Annotated in this window: 15 protein-coding genes; 9 read left to right on the top strand and 6 right to left on the bottom strand. The window is 55.9% G+C overall.

Annotated elements, in window-relative coordinates; all coding sequences use genetic code 11:
* Window positions 1-62 precede the first annotated feature (62 nt).
* From dapF to BUA44_RS13275, 4 genes are all read right to left on the bottom strand, one after another.
* Entirely contained in the window at window positions 63-941 is an 879-nt protein-coding gene (gene dapF / locus BUA44_RS13290; RefSeq protein ID WP_072812973.1) for a diaminopimelate epimerase, read from the bottom strand.
* A 354-nt stretch (window positions 942-1295) separates the two neighbouring features.
* On the bottom strand, window positions 1296-3401 hold the full coding sequence (locus tag BUA44_RS13285; protein WP_072812971.1) for an FISUMP domain-containing protein: 2106 nt from the start codon (window positions 3399-3401) through the stop codon (window positions 1296-1298).
* Window positions 3402-3410: 9 nt separating this feature from the next.
* Complete coding sequence (locus tag BUA44_RS13280) at window positions 3411-5354, bottom strand: FISUMP domain-containing protein (protein ID WP_072812969.1); 1944 nt, start codon at window positions 5352-5354, stop codon at window positions 3411-3413.
* Between the two features lie 12 nt (window positions 5355-5366).
* Window positions 5367-7361, bottom strand: coding sequence for an FISUMP domain-containing protein (locus tag BUA44_RS13275; protein WP_143152010.1), 1995 nt, complete (start codon window positions 7359-7361; stop codon window positions 5367-5369).
* A gap of 89 nt (window positions 7362-7450) precedes the next feature.
* Here BUA44_RS13275 and BUA44_RS13270 point away from each other — a divergent pair, with 89 nt between their 5' ends.
* Complete coding sequence (locus BUA44_RS13270; RefSeq protein WP_143152009.1) at window positions 7451-8821, top strand: chloride channel protein; 1371 nt, start codon at window positions 7451-7453, stop codon at window positions 8819-8821.
* 122 nt (window positions 8822-8943) lie between these two features.
* Here BUA44_RS13270 and BUA44_RS13265 read toward each other — a convergent pair whose 3' ends face one another.
* Window positions 8944-9903, bottom strand: coding sequence for a hypothetical protein (locus BUA44_RS13265; RefSeq protein WP_143152008.1), 960 nt, complete (start codon window positions 9901-9903; stop codon window positions 8944-8946).
* A gap of 99 nt (window positions 9904-10002) precedes the next feature.
* On the opposite strand from BUA44_RS13265, the gene hisE reads away from it, so the two are divergent.
* From hisE to pyrC, 8 genes are all read left to right on the top strand, one after another.
* Window positions 10003-10263, top strand: a complete 261-nt coding sequence (hisE, locus tag BUA44_RS13260; RefSeq protein WP_072812962.1) for a phosphoribosyl-ATP diphosphatase — start codon at window positions 10003-10005, stop codon at window positions 10261-10263.
* On the top strand, window positions 10260-11099 hold the full coding sequence (hisG, locus tag BUA44_RS13255) for an ATP phosphoribosyltransferase (RefSeq protein WP_072812960.1): 840 nt from the start codon (window positions 10260-10262) through the stop codon (window positions 11097-11099). The genes hisE and hisG overlap by 4 nt, the downstream gene beginning before the upstream one ends.
* A 1-nt stretch (window position 11100) precedes the next feature.
* Window positions 11101-12336, top strand: a complete 1236-nt coding sequence (locus tag BUA44_RS13250; protein WP_072812957.1) for an EAL and HDOD domain-containing protein — start codon at window positions 11101-11103, stop codon at window positions 12334-12336.
* Window positions 12326-12922 carry a recombination mediator RecR gene (gene recR, locus BUA44_RS13245; RefSeq protein WP_072812954.1) on the top strand — a complete coding sequence of 199 codons (597 nt, stop codon included), beginning with the start codon at window positions 12326-12328 and terminating at the stop codon, window positions 12920-12922. Before BUA44_RS13250 ends, recR begins: the two co-directional genes overlap by 11 nt.
* The gene (yihA, locus tag BUA44_RS13240; protein ID WP_072812952.1) at window positions 12919-13557 is read left to right on the top strand and encodes a ribosome biogenesis GTP-binding protein YihA/YsxC; all 639 of its coding nucleotides are present in this window, start codon (window positions 12919-12921) and stop codon (window positions 13555-13557) included. Before recR ends, yihA begins: the two co-directional genes overlap by 4 nt.
* Window positions 13535-14407, top strand: a complete 873-nt coding sequence (locus tag BUA44_RS13235) for an MlaE family ABC transporter permease (RefSeq protein ID WP_083579628.1) — start codon at window positions 13535-13537, stop codon at window positions 14405-14407. Before yihA ends, BUA44_RS13235 begins: the two co-directional genes overlap by 23 nt.
* Window positions 14407-15222 (top strand): ABC transporter ATP-binding protein, encoded by an 816-nt coding sequence (locus BUA44_RS13230; protein ID WP_072812949.1) that lies wholly within the window; start codon window positions 14407-14409, stop codon window positions 15220-15222. The genes BUA44_RS13235 and BUA44_RS13230 overlap by 1 nt, the downstream gene beginning before the upstream one ends.
* Before the next feature lie 107 nt (window positions 15223-15329).
* Window positions 15330-16331 (top strand): dihydroorotase, encoded by a 1002-nt coding sequence (gene pyrC, locus BUA44_RS13225; RefSeq protein WP_072812947.1) that lies wholly within the window; start codon window positions 15330-15332, stop codon window positions 16329-16331.
* A 72-nt stretch (window positions 16332-16403) separates the two neighbouring features.
* Here pyrC and BUA44_RS13220 read toward each other — a convergent pair whose 3' ends face one another.
* Entirely contained in the window at window positions 16404-16919 is a 516-nt protein-coding gene (locus BUA44_RS13220; RefSeq protein WP_072812945.1) for a hypothetical protein, read from the bottom strand.
* Between the last annotated feature and the right edge of the window lie 81 nt (window positions 16920-17000).

Below are 17000 nucleotides of genomic sequence, written 5' to 3'. Positions count from 1 at the left end.
TCCATTCAAATAGATCCTTCGACTTCGGCGCTACGCGCCTTCGCTCAGGATGACACGTTAACTCAAATTGTTCCCTTGAAAACCTCTGCGGCGGGGCCGGTCATGAGAACCGGGCCATCGTTTTCGTGCTTGATGTGTAGCGTTCCGCCATCGAGAATCACGTCGGCTTCTACGCCCACGCGGCCCGTGCGCTGGGCCGCAACGAGAGTTGCGCAGCTCCCGGTTCCACAGGCCATGGTGACGCCGCAACCCCGTTCCCAAACCCGCATGCGGATTTGGGTGGGCGCCCCCTGAACTGCTGGCAAAACCTGCGCGAATTCAATGTTGCAGCGGTCCGGGAACTGCCTGTCGCATTCGAGCACGCGCCCCCAGTCTTCCAGCTGAATCTTCTCGATGTCATCCACGAAAATAACCGCGTGCGGGTTCCCCATCGAAACCGTCTCCGCGGTAAAGTCATAGCAGTCCGCCGTAAGCTTGATACTCCCGAGAAAATCCCTCGGGTTTCCCATGTCGACGCACACGCGGCCATCGTCCAGGAGCGCAGGCTTCACGAGCCCGCTCCTGGTGTGCAGGTTGAAAACTTTCTGACCCGGCTTTGCAAGCCCGCGGCTCACGATGAACTTCGCGACACAGCGGGTAGCGTTACCGCACATCGCCGCCTCCGAACCGTCGGCATTGAATATGCGCATCTCGAAATCCACGCCGTTCGGAACGGAACCGGATGCCGGCCCCACGTTTGCGCCGACACCCGCATCGCCAAGCACCAGGCAACCCTCGGCATCCATCGGCGTCACGATAACCACACCATCGGCACCTATGCCAAAACGGCGGTCACAGAGGCGAACGACCTCACTCTCAAATGCGGGCCCGAACTCTACCTTCTGACCCGGCTCCAGCAGCACGAAATCGTTGCCCAGCCCGGTCCACTTTGAAAATTCCATAAAGACGTCCTTTTACACTATTTTTGCCCCTATAATGCAAAGAACGTGCCATTTTTACAAAATTTGTTAAAAATTGCGAAATTTTATAAAAATCGCCAATTTCTCGGAAAATAAATGAAAATAGAGCATCAGCATGTTTTACATTTTATGTAAAATACATCTCTTTCTTTTACATTTTATGTAAAACATTCCCTTCCCGCAATTCTTTTAAAATCCAGGCACACCGAAGGTGTGCCCGTGCGTATAATAACCCCACCCAAACCACTCCTCCCTATTCAAGGTTATTATGCGCGCGTCAGGAGGGTCTTAGGGAGGACTAGCCGTGCGTATGTCCTCCCTAGTCTAACACCCCCCCTAATCGCTTAGGCAGCGGATATAGCAGGTTGCTGTTTTCGATACTGTGTCGTAGGTGAAAGAGAGGTCCGTAGCCAGGCGCCAGCGGCGCACGGAATTCGCCGTAGGCAGCCCCTTCGAACACATGTACAAGGCTCCACCGGCATAGCCTTCCGAGCCCAGCGAACCCGGAATCACCGCGTTAAACCCGAAGTAGTCATTGCCACCGGAAGCCTTGCTCTTAAGCACCGGAGAAAGCGATTCGCCCGAAGGGCGCCACTGCGACACAAAATCAGTGAACGCCTCGAACTCGTCCTTGTCCGGCACATGGAACCCCTTGGGGCACAGCAGAGAATCCTCCTTGACAGCAGCGGCTTCGGCCAGGCGGTACAGGCGACCATACTTGTCGCAATTTTCAGCCGACTCGTTAAAGCACCAGCTACTGTCGGTCGCATAATTCAGGTTCGCCGCAAACCAGAGCTGCGCGCCCATGCCGATAAGCGGGTACTTCTGCCCGTCACGAGCATCGGTAACCGTATCGCGGTAGAGCGAATCCTTGTAGTACTTCCACTGCCCACGGCAACGGTAGATCGAGTATTCAATCTTCGCGATTTCGTCGTAGTTGTAACTCGTGCAGCCGCGATTCGCCTTCACCTCCAGGTCAGTTACAGTGCGCAGGTGGCCCGCATCGCACACATACTTGGTCACGGAATCGTTACCCAGCATCAAGTCGGGCACGGTATCGCACTTGAGGCCGTTCGTGTTGTAATACAAGGTGCGTTCAGCATCCGTCAAGGAACGCAGGGTACCGTACTCGCAGTAGAAGGGAGTCGTGGAATCGCTCGCAAACGTGATGTACCTCTCGGCAGAATCGCACTTGATAAAATTCGCGTAGTACTCGTCACGCGGGACATCCAGCCACAAGCGGTTATAGCAATAGTAGAAGGCACTGTCGTTTATGGCTCCGTATTCGCCCTCACGTTCCTCATAGCACATGCCTATGACGCTTTCTATTTCATCGCATTCCTGCCACCTCTCGAAAAAATCGTGATAATAGAACCACTCGGTGGTATCGAGCGCACCCCTGCGCATTTCGTAGCCTTTCGCGGGTCCGTAACTGCAGGTATTGCGCAGCAGGTTCGAAGAAATGTGCCAGCCGAGCGAATCGCAGACGAACTCGCCACCGTCGAACCTACTCAGGGAATCCTTCAGCGTCCTGATTTCACAAAGGTTGTCCTTTTTGCAGGCCCCCAGGCCGAGGATCTTCGCGAAGAACTGCCGCCTAAAAATTTCCCCGGCGACAACGCGCTTTTCTATTGTTCCGTCATCGTAACCGTAAATAAACGAGCTGTGCAGGGAGGAATCTGCAAGATTGTCCGCAGCGCCGGTAAACACGTCGAAATACGTGAAAGAGCCTGTCGAGAAAAAGGCTTCTTCGAACGCAGACTTCACGTCGTCGTACATTTCCGCCGGAATGAACGGTTCAAAGGCCTTCTGGATGACATACGCCGCTTCATTCGCATCGGAATAATTTGCGGACGACAGAATCGATTCGTCCCCTACGGAATCAGAAACGAAAGAGAACACGTTGAGCAGTTCAGTATTCGCGAGCCTCACCGCAGAATCGGGAGAAACGCCCTGCGCCACGAGGAAACGCGCACGACCGGTCACGAAATGCCCCGCAAGCGATATGAACGCCGGTACCGTATCCGAAAGGTCTACCAGTATGTCGAAGGACAGCTTCCTGTCGGACTTGTATTCCGCACCGGGTACACGGATGTACCGAATCTCGAAATTCTCGGAACGCAGTAAGGCATAGTCCCCCCTCAGCAGGATGGAATCGACAAAAAATCCCTTACCCTCTTCCTTCTCCATACTGAATTCTCGCCCCGTCTCGTTCAGCAGGGAATCCAGTTCCAAGACATGCACCGAGGCCGTCTGGCCCGAAAAAGAAAGTTCGGACCAAGCCCTGATGCTACGGGCGGGCACCTGCTCGGACACCTGCTTGTCTGCATCCTTGTTCGGGTCGTCGATTTCGGAGGTCACGTCGCCCGACTTTGAGCAGGCCACCAGACAAAGCAACATCGCGGCCACAAGCGGCAAAATCCTGTTCTGCAAATTCATCATGCACCTCACCTACTTCGCATCTTCCACACAACGCACAGCGGCACCCCAGTCCGTATCGCCGAACGAACTTTCACCGATATCGGGCTCAGCGTATGTCATGTAGTAATACGGCAGTTTCTTGAATGTTTCGGCAGTGTACCAGAAATAGGCATTCCGGTATTCACCCTCGTAAGTTCCGTCCACCTTGCGACGGCCCGACGGGAGCGCATCAAACCCGAACGTGTTCAGCGTCGGCGTATGCGCACCGCCGGCCCAGTCCTTTTTGCCCATCAACGTGAGGGCGAGTTTCCCTTCGGGGCCGTACTTCTCGACAAAGGCAAAAAGCGTGTCCCAGTCCGCCTTGGAGGGCACGTGCCAGCCCTCGGGGCAAATACCCCTGTGCGGCAGCTTGAGTTTCACGGTATCGGCCTTGATGTCATCGGGCAAGTCCATCGCCGCAGTCCAGGAATACAGCACGCCGTAGGGCCCGGAGCAGTACGATTCCCAGTTCTCGAAGCACCAGGTGTTGCCGGCCAGGTTCGGCGTCTTTACGGAATCCCTGTACCTGAGGTTCGCGCCCATCCAGCGCTGGCTCCCCATGGGTACAATCAGGTACGACTTGCCGTCGCGCGGGTCCTCGACCCATTCATCCAGCGTGTCGGCAGGGAAGACCTTCCAGGCACTGTCGCAAACGAAGGAAGAATACCCGACGGGCACGGTATCGCCGCGGGTATCGCTGTTGCAGAAGGCTCCGAGATTCTGGTCGAGCTTGGGCATTTTTACCCAGCCGGAGTCAGAGCAGAAATACGCGTCTTCAATCTTGCCCTTGCGGGACTTGATACAACCCACTTCCAGGTCGAGTTCCGCCTTTGTAACATAGCGCCAGCCAGATTCCTTGTCGAACACGTATGCCTTACCAAGTTCGTCGTACACGAACAGGCCGTCCTCGGCATCGGGGTAACGCAGCGGCATGCTTTCTATCCCGGCAAATTTCCACTTTGTGCCATCGCAGGTGTAATACTTCGGCACTCGCACGGCAGAATTAGTTACGGCAAATTTTGTTTTGTGCACGGAATCCTTCAAGTCGACGGAACATTCCGTTTCGCCCATGAGAGACAGCCAGAGCAAGTGCGCATACGTCCGGAATTCGCTAGATTCCGGATAGAAATCCGACCCATCCATACACCATTGACCGCGACCATAATCCAAGTCAATCGCATACGCGAGGAACCCTAGCGAATAGAAAATCTCGTCATCCGAAAGGTTGTCCAACGTTGCAAAGAGGCTAGATGCGCCCTGGCGGATTTCGCCAAAGTCCAGCGCAGTTGTTGTCGGGAAAAATTTCTCGAGCAACACCGTTGCCGTAAGCAGTTCCACCGAGCGGTTGCTGCCGTCAATGTGGAGGGACTTGAGCGACGGGCTATCGTTCCCAAGCGCGAACCACTTGCGCACGTCCTTCTCCGCCTGTTCCCAGGCTTCCGCAAAAGTCTCGCCCTTGTCCTTCACGAGCTTTTTCGCCTTCGCGGATGCGAGGTCGGTAAACATGTTCAGGTTCACGGAAGAATCCTTCGCGAGATCGACAACGCTAGAAATCGACGACTTGTATTCACGCCGCATACAGGGCCACTTGGCCATCCCGGATATGATAATCTCCGCATACGGGGAGGTGAACGAATCTGCAACGACCATGTATTTCCCCGCGGCATCGATACTTCCGGTAACCGACTTGCCAGTCCGTTCCATGTCGTCCGAAAGTTCAAACAATTCCACCTTCGCACTATCAAGGTACTTTTCGCCTTCGACGCTGCCACTGACAGATCCGGCGTAGAACGAAGTCTTTTCCGGATTATCTGGATTCTCGGGAGTCTCGGGATTGTCGAGAACCTTCGTGGAAGCAGAATCGCCGGAACAGGCGGAAAGCGCCACCGCAGTGGCAAGCGACAAACTAATACGCGCAAAGAAACTCTTCTTCATATTCTATCCTCCCTACTTGGCATCTTCCACACAACGTACGCTTATGCCCAGGTCAGGCCCAGCGGACTTACCCACAAAGACATCTTCCTTCGAGTTCCACAGGTAGTAGTACTGGTACTTGTTCTCTTCCTGAGTCACGAACCAGAAATAGGCATGCGACGCGTCGTTCTTGTACGCTCCGTCCAGTTCGCGACGGCCCGTAGCGACAACGTTGAACCCGAAGGTATCCAGGGGTTTCATCGCATCGCTCACGACGCCCCACGAGATGCCCCCCATCAGGCTATGCGCGAGCTTGCCCTGCGGGCCAAACTCTTTGGCAAACGCGAAGAGGGAATCCCATTCCGCCTTGGTAGGCATGTGCCATCCCTCGGGGCAAATGCCCCTGTGCGGCAACGTGAACTCGTATGTAGCAGGGTCTGTGCCTTCGGGCAGGTCCATCGCCGCAGTCCAGGAGTAGAACGCAGGCCTCCAGAGATTGCCCGCGAGGTTCGGGCTCGCAGTCGAATCCACATACTTGAGGTTCGCGCCCATCCAGCGCTGGCTACCCATGCGCACGATCGGGTAGCTGTTTCCGTCACGGGAATCCTTCAGCCATTCGTCCAGGGAATCCGGCGGGATAAGCGTCCAGTCATCCCTGCAAAGGAAGGGCGTGAGCCCGGCATACGCGGTATCGCCGAGAGTCTTCTTGGTGCAGTAGCGGCCAAGCTTCTCGTCCATTTCCGTAACCTTGTAAAAAGAACCGCCTTCACACACATAAGCCGCATGTGTAAACCGGCCATAGACCAGCGAGTCATCCGCGACGCATTCAAGACCTTGGGTATCCGAAGTCGATTCGGGAACCGAGACCCAACTCCCGCCCATGCATACCGCAGTCGAAAGGTAAATCCCTTCGCGGGACTTTGTGCAACCGGACTTGTACTGGTCCTCGGAAGGATCCGCATACCGCCATCCTGTTACCTCGTCATAGACATAGGAGTAGCCCTCCCGCCTGAGATAGTCCCCGTCGACCCGACCAGCCGTATCCGTAACATTCATCCTCTCGTAACCGAACGCATAGTGCCACGCTCCCGAGTCACACTTATAGACGGGAAAACTCTCCTGCACGTAAGTGAGCGATTTCTTCGGGTCAAATACCGGGTGGATTTCGCCCTGCCGTTCTTCCGTACATTCTTCCGCGTCAAGTATCGAAAGCCAAAGGGTGTGCATGTAGGCCTGGACCGCCTTTTTTTCAAAGACTTTATTCTTGATGTCGCGGCACCAATCCAGTTCGCCTGCAGAAATGTCATAGAAGAGAGCAACCCCGCCAATAACGCGGATAGTATCGTTCTTGGTAAAATCACCACCATGCGAGAAGGTTTCGGCAAGTTCGCTGCGCCACTGAGGAGCGCTCTTCGCGATAGCCCTTTCTCCAAGACGATCCATAAGCGCAGAGGCGGCAAACGCTTCAAGAGCCGCGTCACCTTCGGGCAAGGCAAAGAGCGTACGCATTTCCTTTTCTGCCTGTTCCCAGGCCTTCGAAATTTCCATATTTCCGTTCTTCACGAGTTCCTTCAACCGTTCCGAAAAAAAGTAAGAGAACAGGTTCAAGTTTACGGTAGAATCCTTGGACAGGTCGACAATGACCGATATCTTGGAATCAACTTCCTTGCCGGAACAGGGCTGCACGGACTTGCCGGACACGATGAGTTCTGCATACGGGGAAGTGAAGCCGGTAGTGGAAACCGAGTAATGGTCTTTGGAGTCAAGCATCCCCATCATGGCAGTCCCCGTCTGGACCAGATTTTTATCAAGCTCAAACAGCACAGCACTTGCTTCCTTGAGCGATTCCCCTTGCACATTCCCTGCAAGAATCGTCACGAGAGCGCCTTCCTTGAGAGTGTCCTTAGAGGCTTCCTTGGAGGGGTCGAGTTCTTCGGGAAAATCAAGAGACCCAGGGGTACTGGATTCATCTGAACAAGAAAGAGAGAGAAGTGCCACGAGCAGTGACGGCAACAGATACTTTTTCACAAGTCCTCCTTTTGTAGTACAAATTATAAAATTTTGATTATTTGAGATAGGCGAAATTTTTAAATTGCACACGCAATTGAGGTCTACCCATGAATTTTAGGGATTTTGGAAAGTATAACCAGTTCAAGGAACAATTCGCCGGCATGTCTCCCGAGATGAAGGAGCAGATGATGAAGATGGCGAAGGAACAGATGAAGGCGAAAACACGCGAATTTGTTCAAAAATGGCTTTCCACGCCCATCCTTACGGCGGTGGCCCTCGTGCTCGGTGCCATCGTGGGCGTGCTTACCGCATTTTTCGGGTCAGGGCTGCTTTATCTCAGCAATCTGCGCGATGCGCACCCGCTTTACTGGATTCCGGCACTCGCAATTGCAGGTGTATTGATTGCATTTGCATACAAGAAGTTCGGCAAGGGAACCGAACGCGGGATGGACATGGTGTTCGCGGTCGCCCATGGCAAGGAAGACAAGATTCCGCTCCGCTTGATTCCGATGGTGATGGCGGGCACGTGGCTCACTCACCTGTTCGGGGGCAGTGCCGGCCGCGAAGGCGTCGCGATGCAGATTGGCGCCACTCTCGGGCACAACATCAGCACAAAGTTCCATTTCGAGAACGCGAACCGCGTATTGCTTGTCGCAGGCATGGCGGCGGGCTTCGCGGGGCTCTTCCAGACCCCGCTCGCGGCAATAGCGCTCGCCCTCGAAGTACTGCTCGCTGGCCATCTGGAACTGGCGGCGCTCTTGCCCGCGGCAGTCGCCGCGTTCGCCGCCTGCAAGGTTTCGCAGATGTTCGGCGAGGGTATGGCCATCACGATGAACGGCATATTCCCGGACGATATCACGAGGCTCATCTGGAACGATTACGGGCTGGATATCAACATCATTCTGAGACTTGCAATCCTCGGCGCGCTATTCGGGATTGTGGGCGGCGGGTTTGCCAAGGTTCTCTCGCTCGCGAAATCGTTTTTCGGCAAGAAGTTCCCTAACCCCATCAAGCGAATCGCCATCGGGGGCATCGCGATAAGCGTTTTGCTTCTCGTATTCTTCCAGGGGCGCTACGCAGGCCTCGGCACGAACCTCATCGACATGATTTTCTCCGGTTCTGCGGCGAATGCGACAAACGGCATCTACGCGTTTGACTGGTTCCTGAAATTCGCGCTCACGATTTTGACCATCGCCGTCGGGTTCAAGGGCGGCGAGGTCACCCCGCTATTCGCCATCGGGGCGACATTCGGCACATTTGTCGCGACAATGGTCGGCATCCCGCTCCCGCTTGCCGCGGCACTCGGGTACGCCGCCGTGTTCGGGGCTGCGACCAACACGCTCTTTGCCCCGATGCTCATCGGCGCAGAAGTTTTCGGGTTCGACATGCTCCCCGCATTCTTTGTCGTTTGCGTAGCGGCTTACACCTGCAACGGCGGGCAGTCCATTTACCAGCAGAAGAAGCTGCGAATTCGGTAGGGTTCACTTTAGTATCAGTACTGGCGTCTCTATCGGGAGTTTTCCCCGCTCCGCTTCTTCCAGCGGGGCCCTGATGCGGTCAAAGAGTGCCCGGAGCGCCTGCGGGTTTAAGGATTCGTCCGTCAGCGATTTAAAATGAGCACCGGGCGCTCTACCGGAATCTCCGGCTTTTGCCTGCAGTCCTTCACCTGTTTCTTCAGGCGGTCAAAGAACGCCTTGACCGCCTGCGGATTCGAGGATTCCCAAAAGCCCCCTGCACCGAAGTCGCTTTCGAGAAGGTGCTTTTCGAGACCTTTGCCATCACCGAAGTTTTCCAGGTACAGGATTTCCACGGAATCACGAAACATCCTGACCGTAACACGGGGCAGGCAAAGGCAGCCCCCGGAAAAAGATTCCCTCTTGGTATTTTGCAAAAGCGAAATAAACTCTTGAAGCTGTTCCTCCGTCAATTCCGTTGTCCTGGGGCGAGTGCAGGACAATCCCCAGCTGATTTCCGCACGATCCGCATTCTTGGCAATTTCATAGAGCGGCGTCCTGATAGCGGTATCCTGTTCAAGGATCATGCTTTCCAGCACACCCGACACATCCGTGGAAGAATCCTTGATAGCGCAGGGTCTGAAGCTCACGCCCTGATTGCGCATGAACTGGTTGATTTTCTTCATGGTGGCAGGTTTCTCGGGTTCCCACACGCCGATATCGTCTCCGACACGCCCGATTTTGTCGGCAACACGCAGTTCCGCTACAGACAAAGTATCATGAAAGAGCTGTATGCGCACACCCGTCGCACATTCCGTATGGAAGGTATCGAGAAGCGTTTCCTTCGCATCGGCAAGGCGCAGCAGCTGAACAAAGTTCTGGTAGATGCGCCCGCTAATCACCCTGCCCTTCGCGTGTTCGCCAAGCCCCACCGGGGTCACGAGCATCATGTTCGCGCTGTCGAGCACATCGAAAAGCGGCCTGGTCTCGTGCGGTTCTTCGTCGGCGGAAGCCCCCCGAGCGCATAGCACCGCAAAGACAACCGCCGCAACCACGCAAGCCGCAACCGCAATACCGATAAATCTCTTGTTGTTTCGTTTATTCACGCTCAAAATATAACTTGATTTTCGGCCCGTGCAGCCTTCGCACCCCTTCTAAAAAACTATCTTTTACCGCGAAAAAAGAAAACATAAAAGAGGTCTATCATGACGTTCGAAGAAATGTACGCACTGGCTTGCCAGCGCAAGAAGGAAATGCCCGAAGGCAAGGGAACCACGGAACTGTTCAAGAAGGGTCCGCACGCCATCGGCAAGAAGCTCGTGGAAGAAGCCGCCGAAAGCTGGCAGGCCGCACGCTTCGAAAGCCGCGACGCGCAGTGCCTCGAACTTTCGCAGGTGCTCTACTACGTGGCCGTGATGATGGCCGAAAAGGGCTTAACTCTCGAAGAGGTGTACGCCAAACTATGATCAAGGTAGCTCTCCCGAACAAGGGCATGCTTTTCGAACCCACGCAGGAACTCCTGAAAGCCTGCGGCTACAAGGCATCCAAGCCCTACAAGACTCTGACTCAGCTCGATACCAAGAACGGAATCGAATTCTTCTTCCTCCGCCCGAGCGACATCCCGATGTACGTGGGCCGTGGCATCATCGATGCGGGCATCACCGGCATCGACTTCAACGCCGAAGCGAAGAGCCCCGCGGTGAAGGTTCTGGACCTCCCCTTCGGAGCCTCCAAGATGTGCGCCGCCGTCCCGAACGAAAGCCCGGTGCAGAGCCTCGACGAACTGAAGGACAAGACCATCGCCACCAGTTTCCCGAACATCGTGGAAGGTTTCTACAAGAAGCCTATGGATTTCGTGGTGCTCGAGGGCGCCGTTGAAATCTCCGTGAGCCTCGGCGTGGCAGACGCCATCGTCGACGTGGTGGAAACCGGCACGACCCTCAAGCAGGCAGGGCTCCGCATCGTGGGCGACCCGCTGTTCAGGAGCAACGCCGCCCTGTTCTGCAACCCGCAGAAGACCGAGCTCGAAGAAGTCAACACGCTTATCCGCCGCATCGAGGGCAAGCTCGTGGCCCAGTCGTACATGATGATCGAGTACGACTGCCCCGCAGAACTCCTGCAGAAGGCATGCGAACTCACGCCCGGGCTCGACGCCCCGACCGTGACCAAGCTGCACGGCCGCGAATGGTACTCCGTGAAGGCGATGGTCCCGCAAGAAGAGGCGAACTCCATCATGGACAAGCTCTGGGACGCTGGCGCCCGCAGTATCCTCCTGTTCGGTATCAAGAGCGCACGAATCTAGTATGCATTCTCTTGCCTACCTAGCACGCCAGCCCATCCTCGACCGGGACGGGAAGATTTTCGCCTACGAACTTCTGTTCCGCGACTCGCCCACGAGCGATACCGCGGTTATCGCGAGCGACATGCTTGCGACTGCGCAGGTCCTCGAGAACGTGCTCAACAACATCGGCCTCCCGAAGCTCATCGGCGACCACAAGGCTTTTGTGAACTGCAGCCGCGACATGCTGCTCGACAACCTGTTCGGGCTCTTGAACCCGCGCTGCTTTGTGCTCGAGGTTCTCGAAGACGTGGAAGTCGACGACGCCCTCGTGAAGGCCGTCGCGCACTACCACGCCCGCGGGTTCGAAATCGCGCTCGACGACTTCATCTTCAATGACGAGTTCCTCAAGCGCTGCGCCCCGCTCTATCCGTTCATCTCGTACGTGAAGATGGACCTGGTGGAAAACAGCGACGACGACATGGCGCGGGCCGCCGCGTTCTTCAAGGCGAAGAACATCAAGATTCTCGCCGAGAAGGTGGAGACGAAGGCGAGCTTCAAGAAGTGCCTCGCCGCAGGGTACGACTACTTCCAGGGGTTCTTCTTCGCAAAGCCCGAACTCGTGACCGGAAAGAAGATTGACGCGACCTCCGCGGCAATTCTCCGCATATTGCTCCTGCTCCGTACGCACCCGAGCCTCGACGAACTGTGCGAGTGCCTCTCGGAATACGGCGACGTGGCCGCAAACCTGCTCCGCTTCGTGAACTCCGATGCGCAGTTCAGGAGCCAGAACATCGCGAACGTGCGCGACGCCATCGTGTGGATCGGCATGCGGAACATCCAGGAATGGCTGATGCTCATGCTGTACGCCCGCCCCGAGATGGGCATGACGCCACAGAGTTCTCCGCTGTTCCAGAATGCAAGCCACCGCGCGAAGTTCCTCGAGATACTGGCCCGCGTGGTGAGCGGCACCGACAACGACCTGCCCGCAAAGGCATTCATGGTCGGGCTCATCAGCCGCATGGACGCACTCGTCGGAGCCCCGCTCGAAAGCATCCTTACCGAATCCGGCGCAGACGAGGACATCCGCGAGGCGCTGCTCCAGCGTTCCGGCCGCCTGGGCAAACTGCTCCAGCTTGCCGACGCCGTCGAGCAGGACGACCAGCAGAAGATTCTCGTACTCCTGAAGGACTTGAAAATTTCTTCCACCTTGTTGAACCGTTGTGTGAACGACGCGTATACGTGGGCCCATGAGCGTTGAACCGGAAAGCCTCGAGGCATTGATCGCAGAGTTTTCGAACCTGCCGGGTATCGGGCACAAGACCGCCCGCCGCCTCGCCTATCACGTACTTTCCAAACCGAAGGCCGACGTGGAGCGCTTTGCCACGAGCCTCACCAACGCGGCCGACAGGGTGCACCCCTGCCCCAAGTGCCACGCGTTCACCGACCTTGACACGTGCTCCACCTGCACATCGCGCGCAGGAGCCAAGTCGCTCTGCGTGGTGGAAAAAAGTTCAGACATCATGCCGTTCGAACGTTCGGGCGTATTCAAGGGCCTGTACTTCGTGCTCGGCGGCGTGATTTCCCCGCTGGATGGAATCGGGCCCGAAAGCCTGCACCTGCCCCAACTGGTAGCGCGCATCAAGGACGAGGGCATCGAGGAACTGGTACTTGCCCTCGGGTCTAGCCCGGAGGCCGACAGCACATCGCTCATGATAGACCGCATGCTCGCCGGCACGAACGTCAAGCGTACGCGCCTCGCCCGCGGTATCCCGATGGGCAGCGACCTCGAGTTCGTGGACGAGGTAACCATGCTCCGCGCCTTCGAAGGGAGGGTAAGCCTGTGAACCCGGTAAAGTTCGGCGATTTCACCGTCACCTCCGCAGAATTCGTGAAGGCGGCAGTCAGCCTCAAGGGCCTCCCCGAAGAACGGCTCCCGATGGTAGCCTTCCTCGGGCGCTCCAACGTGGGCAAGTCATCGCTCATGAACGCCCTCATGGGGCAAAAAAAGCTGGTCAAGGTCAGTTCTACCCCCGGAAAGACCCGCGAAATCAATTTCTTCAAAGTCAACAACCAGTTTTTTCTTGTAGATTTACCTGGTGTAGGCTTTGCCAAGGTGAGCAACGCGAAGCGCGACCAGATGTCCGAATTTATCCGCGAGTACGTGGAAAAGTGCAAGGACCTGCGCGGACTTGTGTACCTGGTGGACATACGCCACGGAGGCACCCCCACCGACATCGAGACGGTGGAGAGCATCCGTAATACGGGCTGCCCGGTGCTGGTGATTGCCAGCAAGCGGGACAAGGTAAACCAGTCGGAACTGGCCAAAGGGCTGAGGCAGATTCAGGAACGCCTTTCCCTACCCGAGAAGCCCCTCTGCGTAAGTGCCGTCAAGGGACACGGGATTGCAACGCTCTGGCAAGACATACTGAGTGCGATAAACGGGACGAACATTGTAGATGGAAGTACAGACGAACGATAAGAAGCTTACCCTCGTGGGACGAAAGTTCCACGCCTTGGGTTTGTTCCTGCTCCGCAGACCCGTGGGGCAAGAAATCGCGTTATTTGTCCGCGCCATCATGTCGCTGTTCAACAAGAGCCGTAGTTTCAAGACCGACTCGCGCAACATCATATTGCAGACGTTCTTTACCGGTGTCGAATTTTTCCCGATTCTTTTTGTGGTGGCCACCCTCTTCGGCACGGTCGTCATCATCGAAGTCATTACCATGATGGGCAAGATGGGGTTCGACGACGTGGTCGGCGGGCTCATGGTGGTGGTCATCATCCGCGAGCTGGGACCAATCCTCACGGCATTCCTCATCGCAGGCCGTAGTGGTTCATCGCTCACCACCTACATCGGCGGCATGGTCATCAATTCCGAAGTGGACGCGCTTGCCACGATGGGCGTGGACCCCGTGCGCTACCTCGTGATGCCGGGGCTCATCGGAAGCGCCATCGCCACATTCATCATGAACATCGTGTTCAGCACGAGTGCCATCTGTGCGGGTTACCTCATGACGAAAATCGCCATAGCCCTTACCGGAAACGCGCTCAACCTCCAGCTCACCTGGGACTACCTTTCTACCGAAATCCTGAAAGCCCTGACATTCACGGACTTTATCTTCATCGTCGTCAAGCCAATCGTGTTCGGCTGCATCATTACCACGAACGCCTGCTACCAGGCCATGAATATCCCGCGCGACATTCGCCAGGTGCCGAAGGCTACCGGCAGGTCCGTCATCAAGTCCTTCTTCTACATTGTCTGTGCCGACGTGTTCCTGTCACTGTTCTACTTTATCGATTACTTTAACGAAATCTCGAAGATCATCTAATGTATAACGAAGCCCTCAGACTCGAAGACCTGCACCTTTCCTACCGGGGATTGGTCGGCACCTCGATCTCGAAACCGAGACCGCTGGGGTTCTTCGAATCGGGCATACAGCCGGGCGAGCAGGAACTTATCTCGGGCGCAAACCTTGTCGTGCAGAAGGGCGAGACCATCTGCATCGGCGGCGGTTCGGGCCAGGGCAAGAGCGCACTGCTCCGCGTGATTTCTGGGCTTGCACGCCCCAATGCCGGCAAGATGTATATCTTCGGCGAATACATTCCGCCCGAAAGGCTTACCGCACTGAACATCGCCAAGCGCCAGGTGGGGCTCGTGTTCCAGAACGGGGCACTCATCTCAAACCTGCGCGTGCGCGACAACATCGCGCTCCCGCTGCGCTACCACAAGGTCGGTACCGCCACCGAGATCGAGGACAAGGTCCGCATGGCAATGGACCTGATGCGTGTGCGCGACTATGCCGACTTTTTCCCGCACATGCTGAGCGTGGGCATGCAGAAGCGTGTGGCGATTGCCCGCAGCTGGGCGATGGGCCCGCAGTTACTGCTGATGGACGAACCGACCGCAGGTCTCGACAACTACAACCGCCGCAACCTGCTCCCGCTTATCGACAACATGCGTACGCTGTTCAAGACGACCATCATCATCGTGACGCACAACCTCATGGTGGCCAAGGAACTGAACTGCAAGATAACCTTCCTCACGCACAAGCAGTTGACCGAACCGCGTTACTTTGACGAGTGGCTACACAGCGATACGGCTATTTCGAAGGAACTCTTCCGCGACTTGCGGACCAGTGGATAAAAAAATGTGAAATGTGAAATGACAAATGAGAAATTAATCATCACACATTCCACATTACACATCACACATTTAATTTCTGTGCCATAATCAATAAGAGTTTGTAAAGTATGCATCTTCCTTTACCCGACGATTTTCATGCACACCTGCGCCAGGGCGAACTCATGCCCGGATATGTGCGAGACTTAGCGAGCCAGTTTGGCCGCGCCATCATCATGCCGAACACCGTACCCGCGATGACCAGCGCGAAGGCGATAAGCGAGTACAAGAAACAAATTCTAGAAGCGGCAAAGGACGTGCGGCCCGATTTTGAACCGCTGATGACCTTCAAGCTGAACCCGAACTACACGGAGCAGGATTTGAAGGACATGATGGCGGTAGGCGTCGTCGCCGGAAAGTACTACCCCGCGGGCGTCACCACGAACAGCGCAGACGGCATCAGCGATTTCGAGGCGGTTTTCCCGGTAGTCGCGATGATGGAAAAACTCGGGCTCGTGCTTTGCGTGCACGGCGAGGAGCCCGGAGAATTCTGCCTGGACCGCGAGCCCGCATTCATCAAGCGCGTAGAGACACTTGCGGCTAAGTTCCCGAAATTGAAAATCGTCTTTGAGCACCTGAGTTCCGCAAAGTCGGTCGAGGCGGTGAAGCGGCTGCCCGCAAATGTGGCGGCGACGTTCACGGTTCACCACCTGATGATGACTCTCGATGACATCGTAGGCGACGCCCTCAGGCCGCACCACTTCTGCAAGCCGCTCCCGAAGCGGCCTGAAGACCGTGCCGCCATTCGCGAGGCCGCCTTCAGCGGCAACCCGAAGTTTTTCCTCGGCACGGACTCCGCCCCGCACCAGCAGGGCAAAAAGGAATGCCCGTGCGGGGCGGCGGGCGTCTACAGCGCCCCGGTGGCCCTCCCCCTGCTGGTCCAAGAATTTGACCGGGCCGGCCACCTCGACAAGCTGCCCGATTTTATCGCCGGTTTCGGAGCCGATTTCTACGGACTCCCACGGACCACCAAGCAGGTCGAAGTCGTGCAGGAAAAGTGGACCGTCCCGCCCCTCGTGAACGGCGTCGTCCCCCTCGCCGCCGGCCAGACATTAGACTGGAAAATAAAATAGCGCACCGAAGGTGCGCGCGTCGGGAGGGTCTTAGGGAAAGCTAGCCGTGTGTATGCCCTCCCTAATCTCAAATCAGTTAAACGTCAATGTGAACTTGACGCTCACGGCATATGCGGACATTTCGCCGATATCGTCCTTGTCGTCAGCGCTCCCGTAGGTGAACGTTCCCAGGACGCCCATTCCCCACTCATCGCCAGCCCACCATTCCTTACCTATACCAGCCTGGAAACCAAACCCCGCTTTGGAAGATCCTCCGGAATTGCTACCCGGCTGGGTAATGGTAAAATCCGCGAGGCCTATGCTTCCGGTGAAAAACACATTGCTCGGCAGATAATAGGTGACACCTATACCGAACAAAAGCAAACTTTCGGTATCGTTGCTTTCGTCCACCTTTTTCCCATCATCATCATGGAGTTCAAGCGAGGCAAAATTCTGAACCTCCGTAATGGTCGCATGTAAAGCGAGATTCGGAGCGATACATCCGCCAATCTTGGTATCTGCGTCGAGCGAAATGCCGTCACCTTCAATCGTCATGCCTTCATAACGGGTCGCCTTATACTCGTAACCGAAATTCGGCCTATATGACATTTGGGTACCTAAATTTCTCGTAACCCTTTGATTTATAAGGCGTTGTAGCAAATTTTTCTTTTATGGGAAAAATTTGCTTTT

This window comes from Fibrobacter sp. UWR3, from assembly GCF_900143055.1.
In the GTDB taxonomy this organism is placed as follows: domain Bacteria; phylum Fibrobacterota; class Fibrobacteria; order Fibrobacterales; family Fibrobacteraceae; genus Fibrobacter.
This window is presented reverse-complemented; position numbering and strand designations above follow the sequence as displayed.

Bases quoted from the DNA above. Each gene is read 5' to 3' on its own strand.
- dapF (WP_072812973.1), bottom strand. From the start codon at position 941: ATGGAATTTTCAAAGTGGACCGGGCTGGGCAACGATTTCGTGCTGCTG.
- BUA44_RS13285 (WP_072812971.1), bottom strand. From the start codon at position 3,401: ATGATGAATTTGCAGAACAGGATTTTGCCGCTTGTGGCCGCGATGTTG.
- BUA44_RS13280 (WP_072812969.1), bottom strand. From the start codon at position 5,354: ATGAAGAAGAGTTTCTTTGCGCGTATTAGTTTGTCGCTTGCCACTGCG.
- BUA44_RS13270 (WP_143152009.1), top strand. From the start codon at position 7,451: ATGAATTTTAGGGATTTTGGAAAGTATAACCAGTTCAAGGAACAATTC.
- hisE (WP_072812962.1), top strand. From the start codon at position 10,003: ATGACGTTCGAAGAAATGTACGCACTGGCTTGCCAGCGCAAGAAGGAA.
- hisG (WP_072812960.1), top strand. From the start codon at position 10,260: ATGATCAAGGTAGCTCTCCCGAACAAGGGCATGCTTTTCGAACCCACG.
- BUA44_RS13250 (WP_072812957.1), top strand. From the start codon at position 11,101: ATGCATTCTCTTGCCTACCTAGCACGCCAGCCCATCCTCGACCGGGAC.
- recR (WP_072812954.1), top strand. From the start codon at position 12,326: ATGAGCGTTGAACCGGAAAGCCTCGAGGCATTGATCGCAGAGTTTTCG.
- BUA44_RS13235 (WP_083579628.1), top strand. From the start codon at position 13,535: ATGGAAGTACAGACGAACGATAAGAAGCTTACCCTCGTGGGACGAAAG.
- BUA44_RS13230 (WP_072812949.1), top strand. From the start codon at position 14,407: ATGTATAACGAAGCCCTCAGACTCGAAGACCTGCACCTTTCCTACCGG.
- pyrC (WP_072812947.1), top strand. From the start codon at position 15,330: ATGCATCTTCCTTTACCCGACGATTTTCATGCACACCTGCGCCAGGGC.
- BUA44_RS13220 (WP_072812945.1), bottom strand. From the start codon at position 16,919: ATGTCATATAGGCCGAATTTCGGTTACGAGTATAAGGCGACCCGTTAT.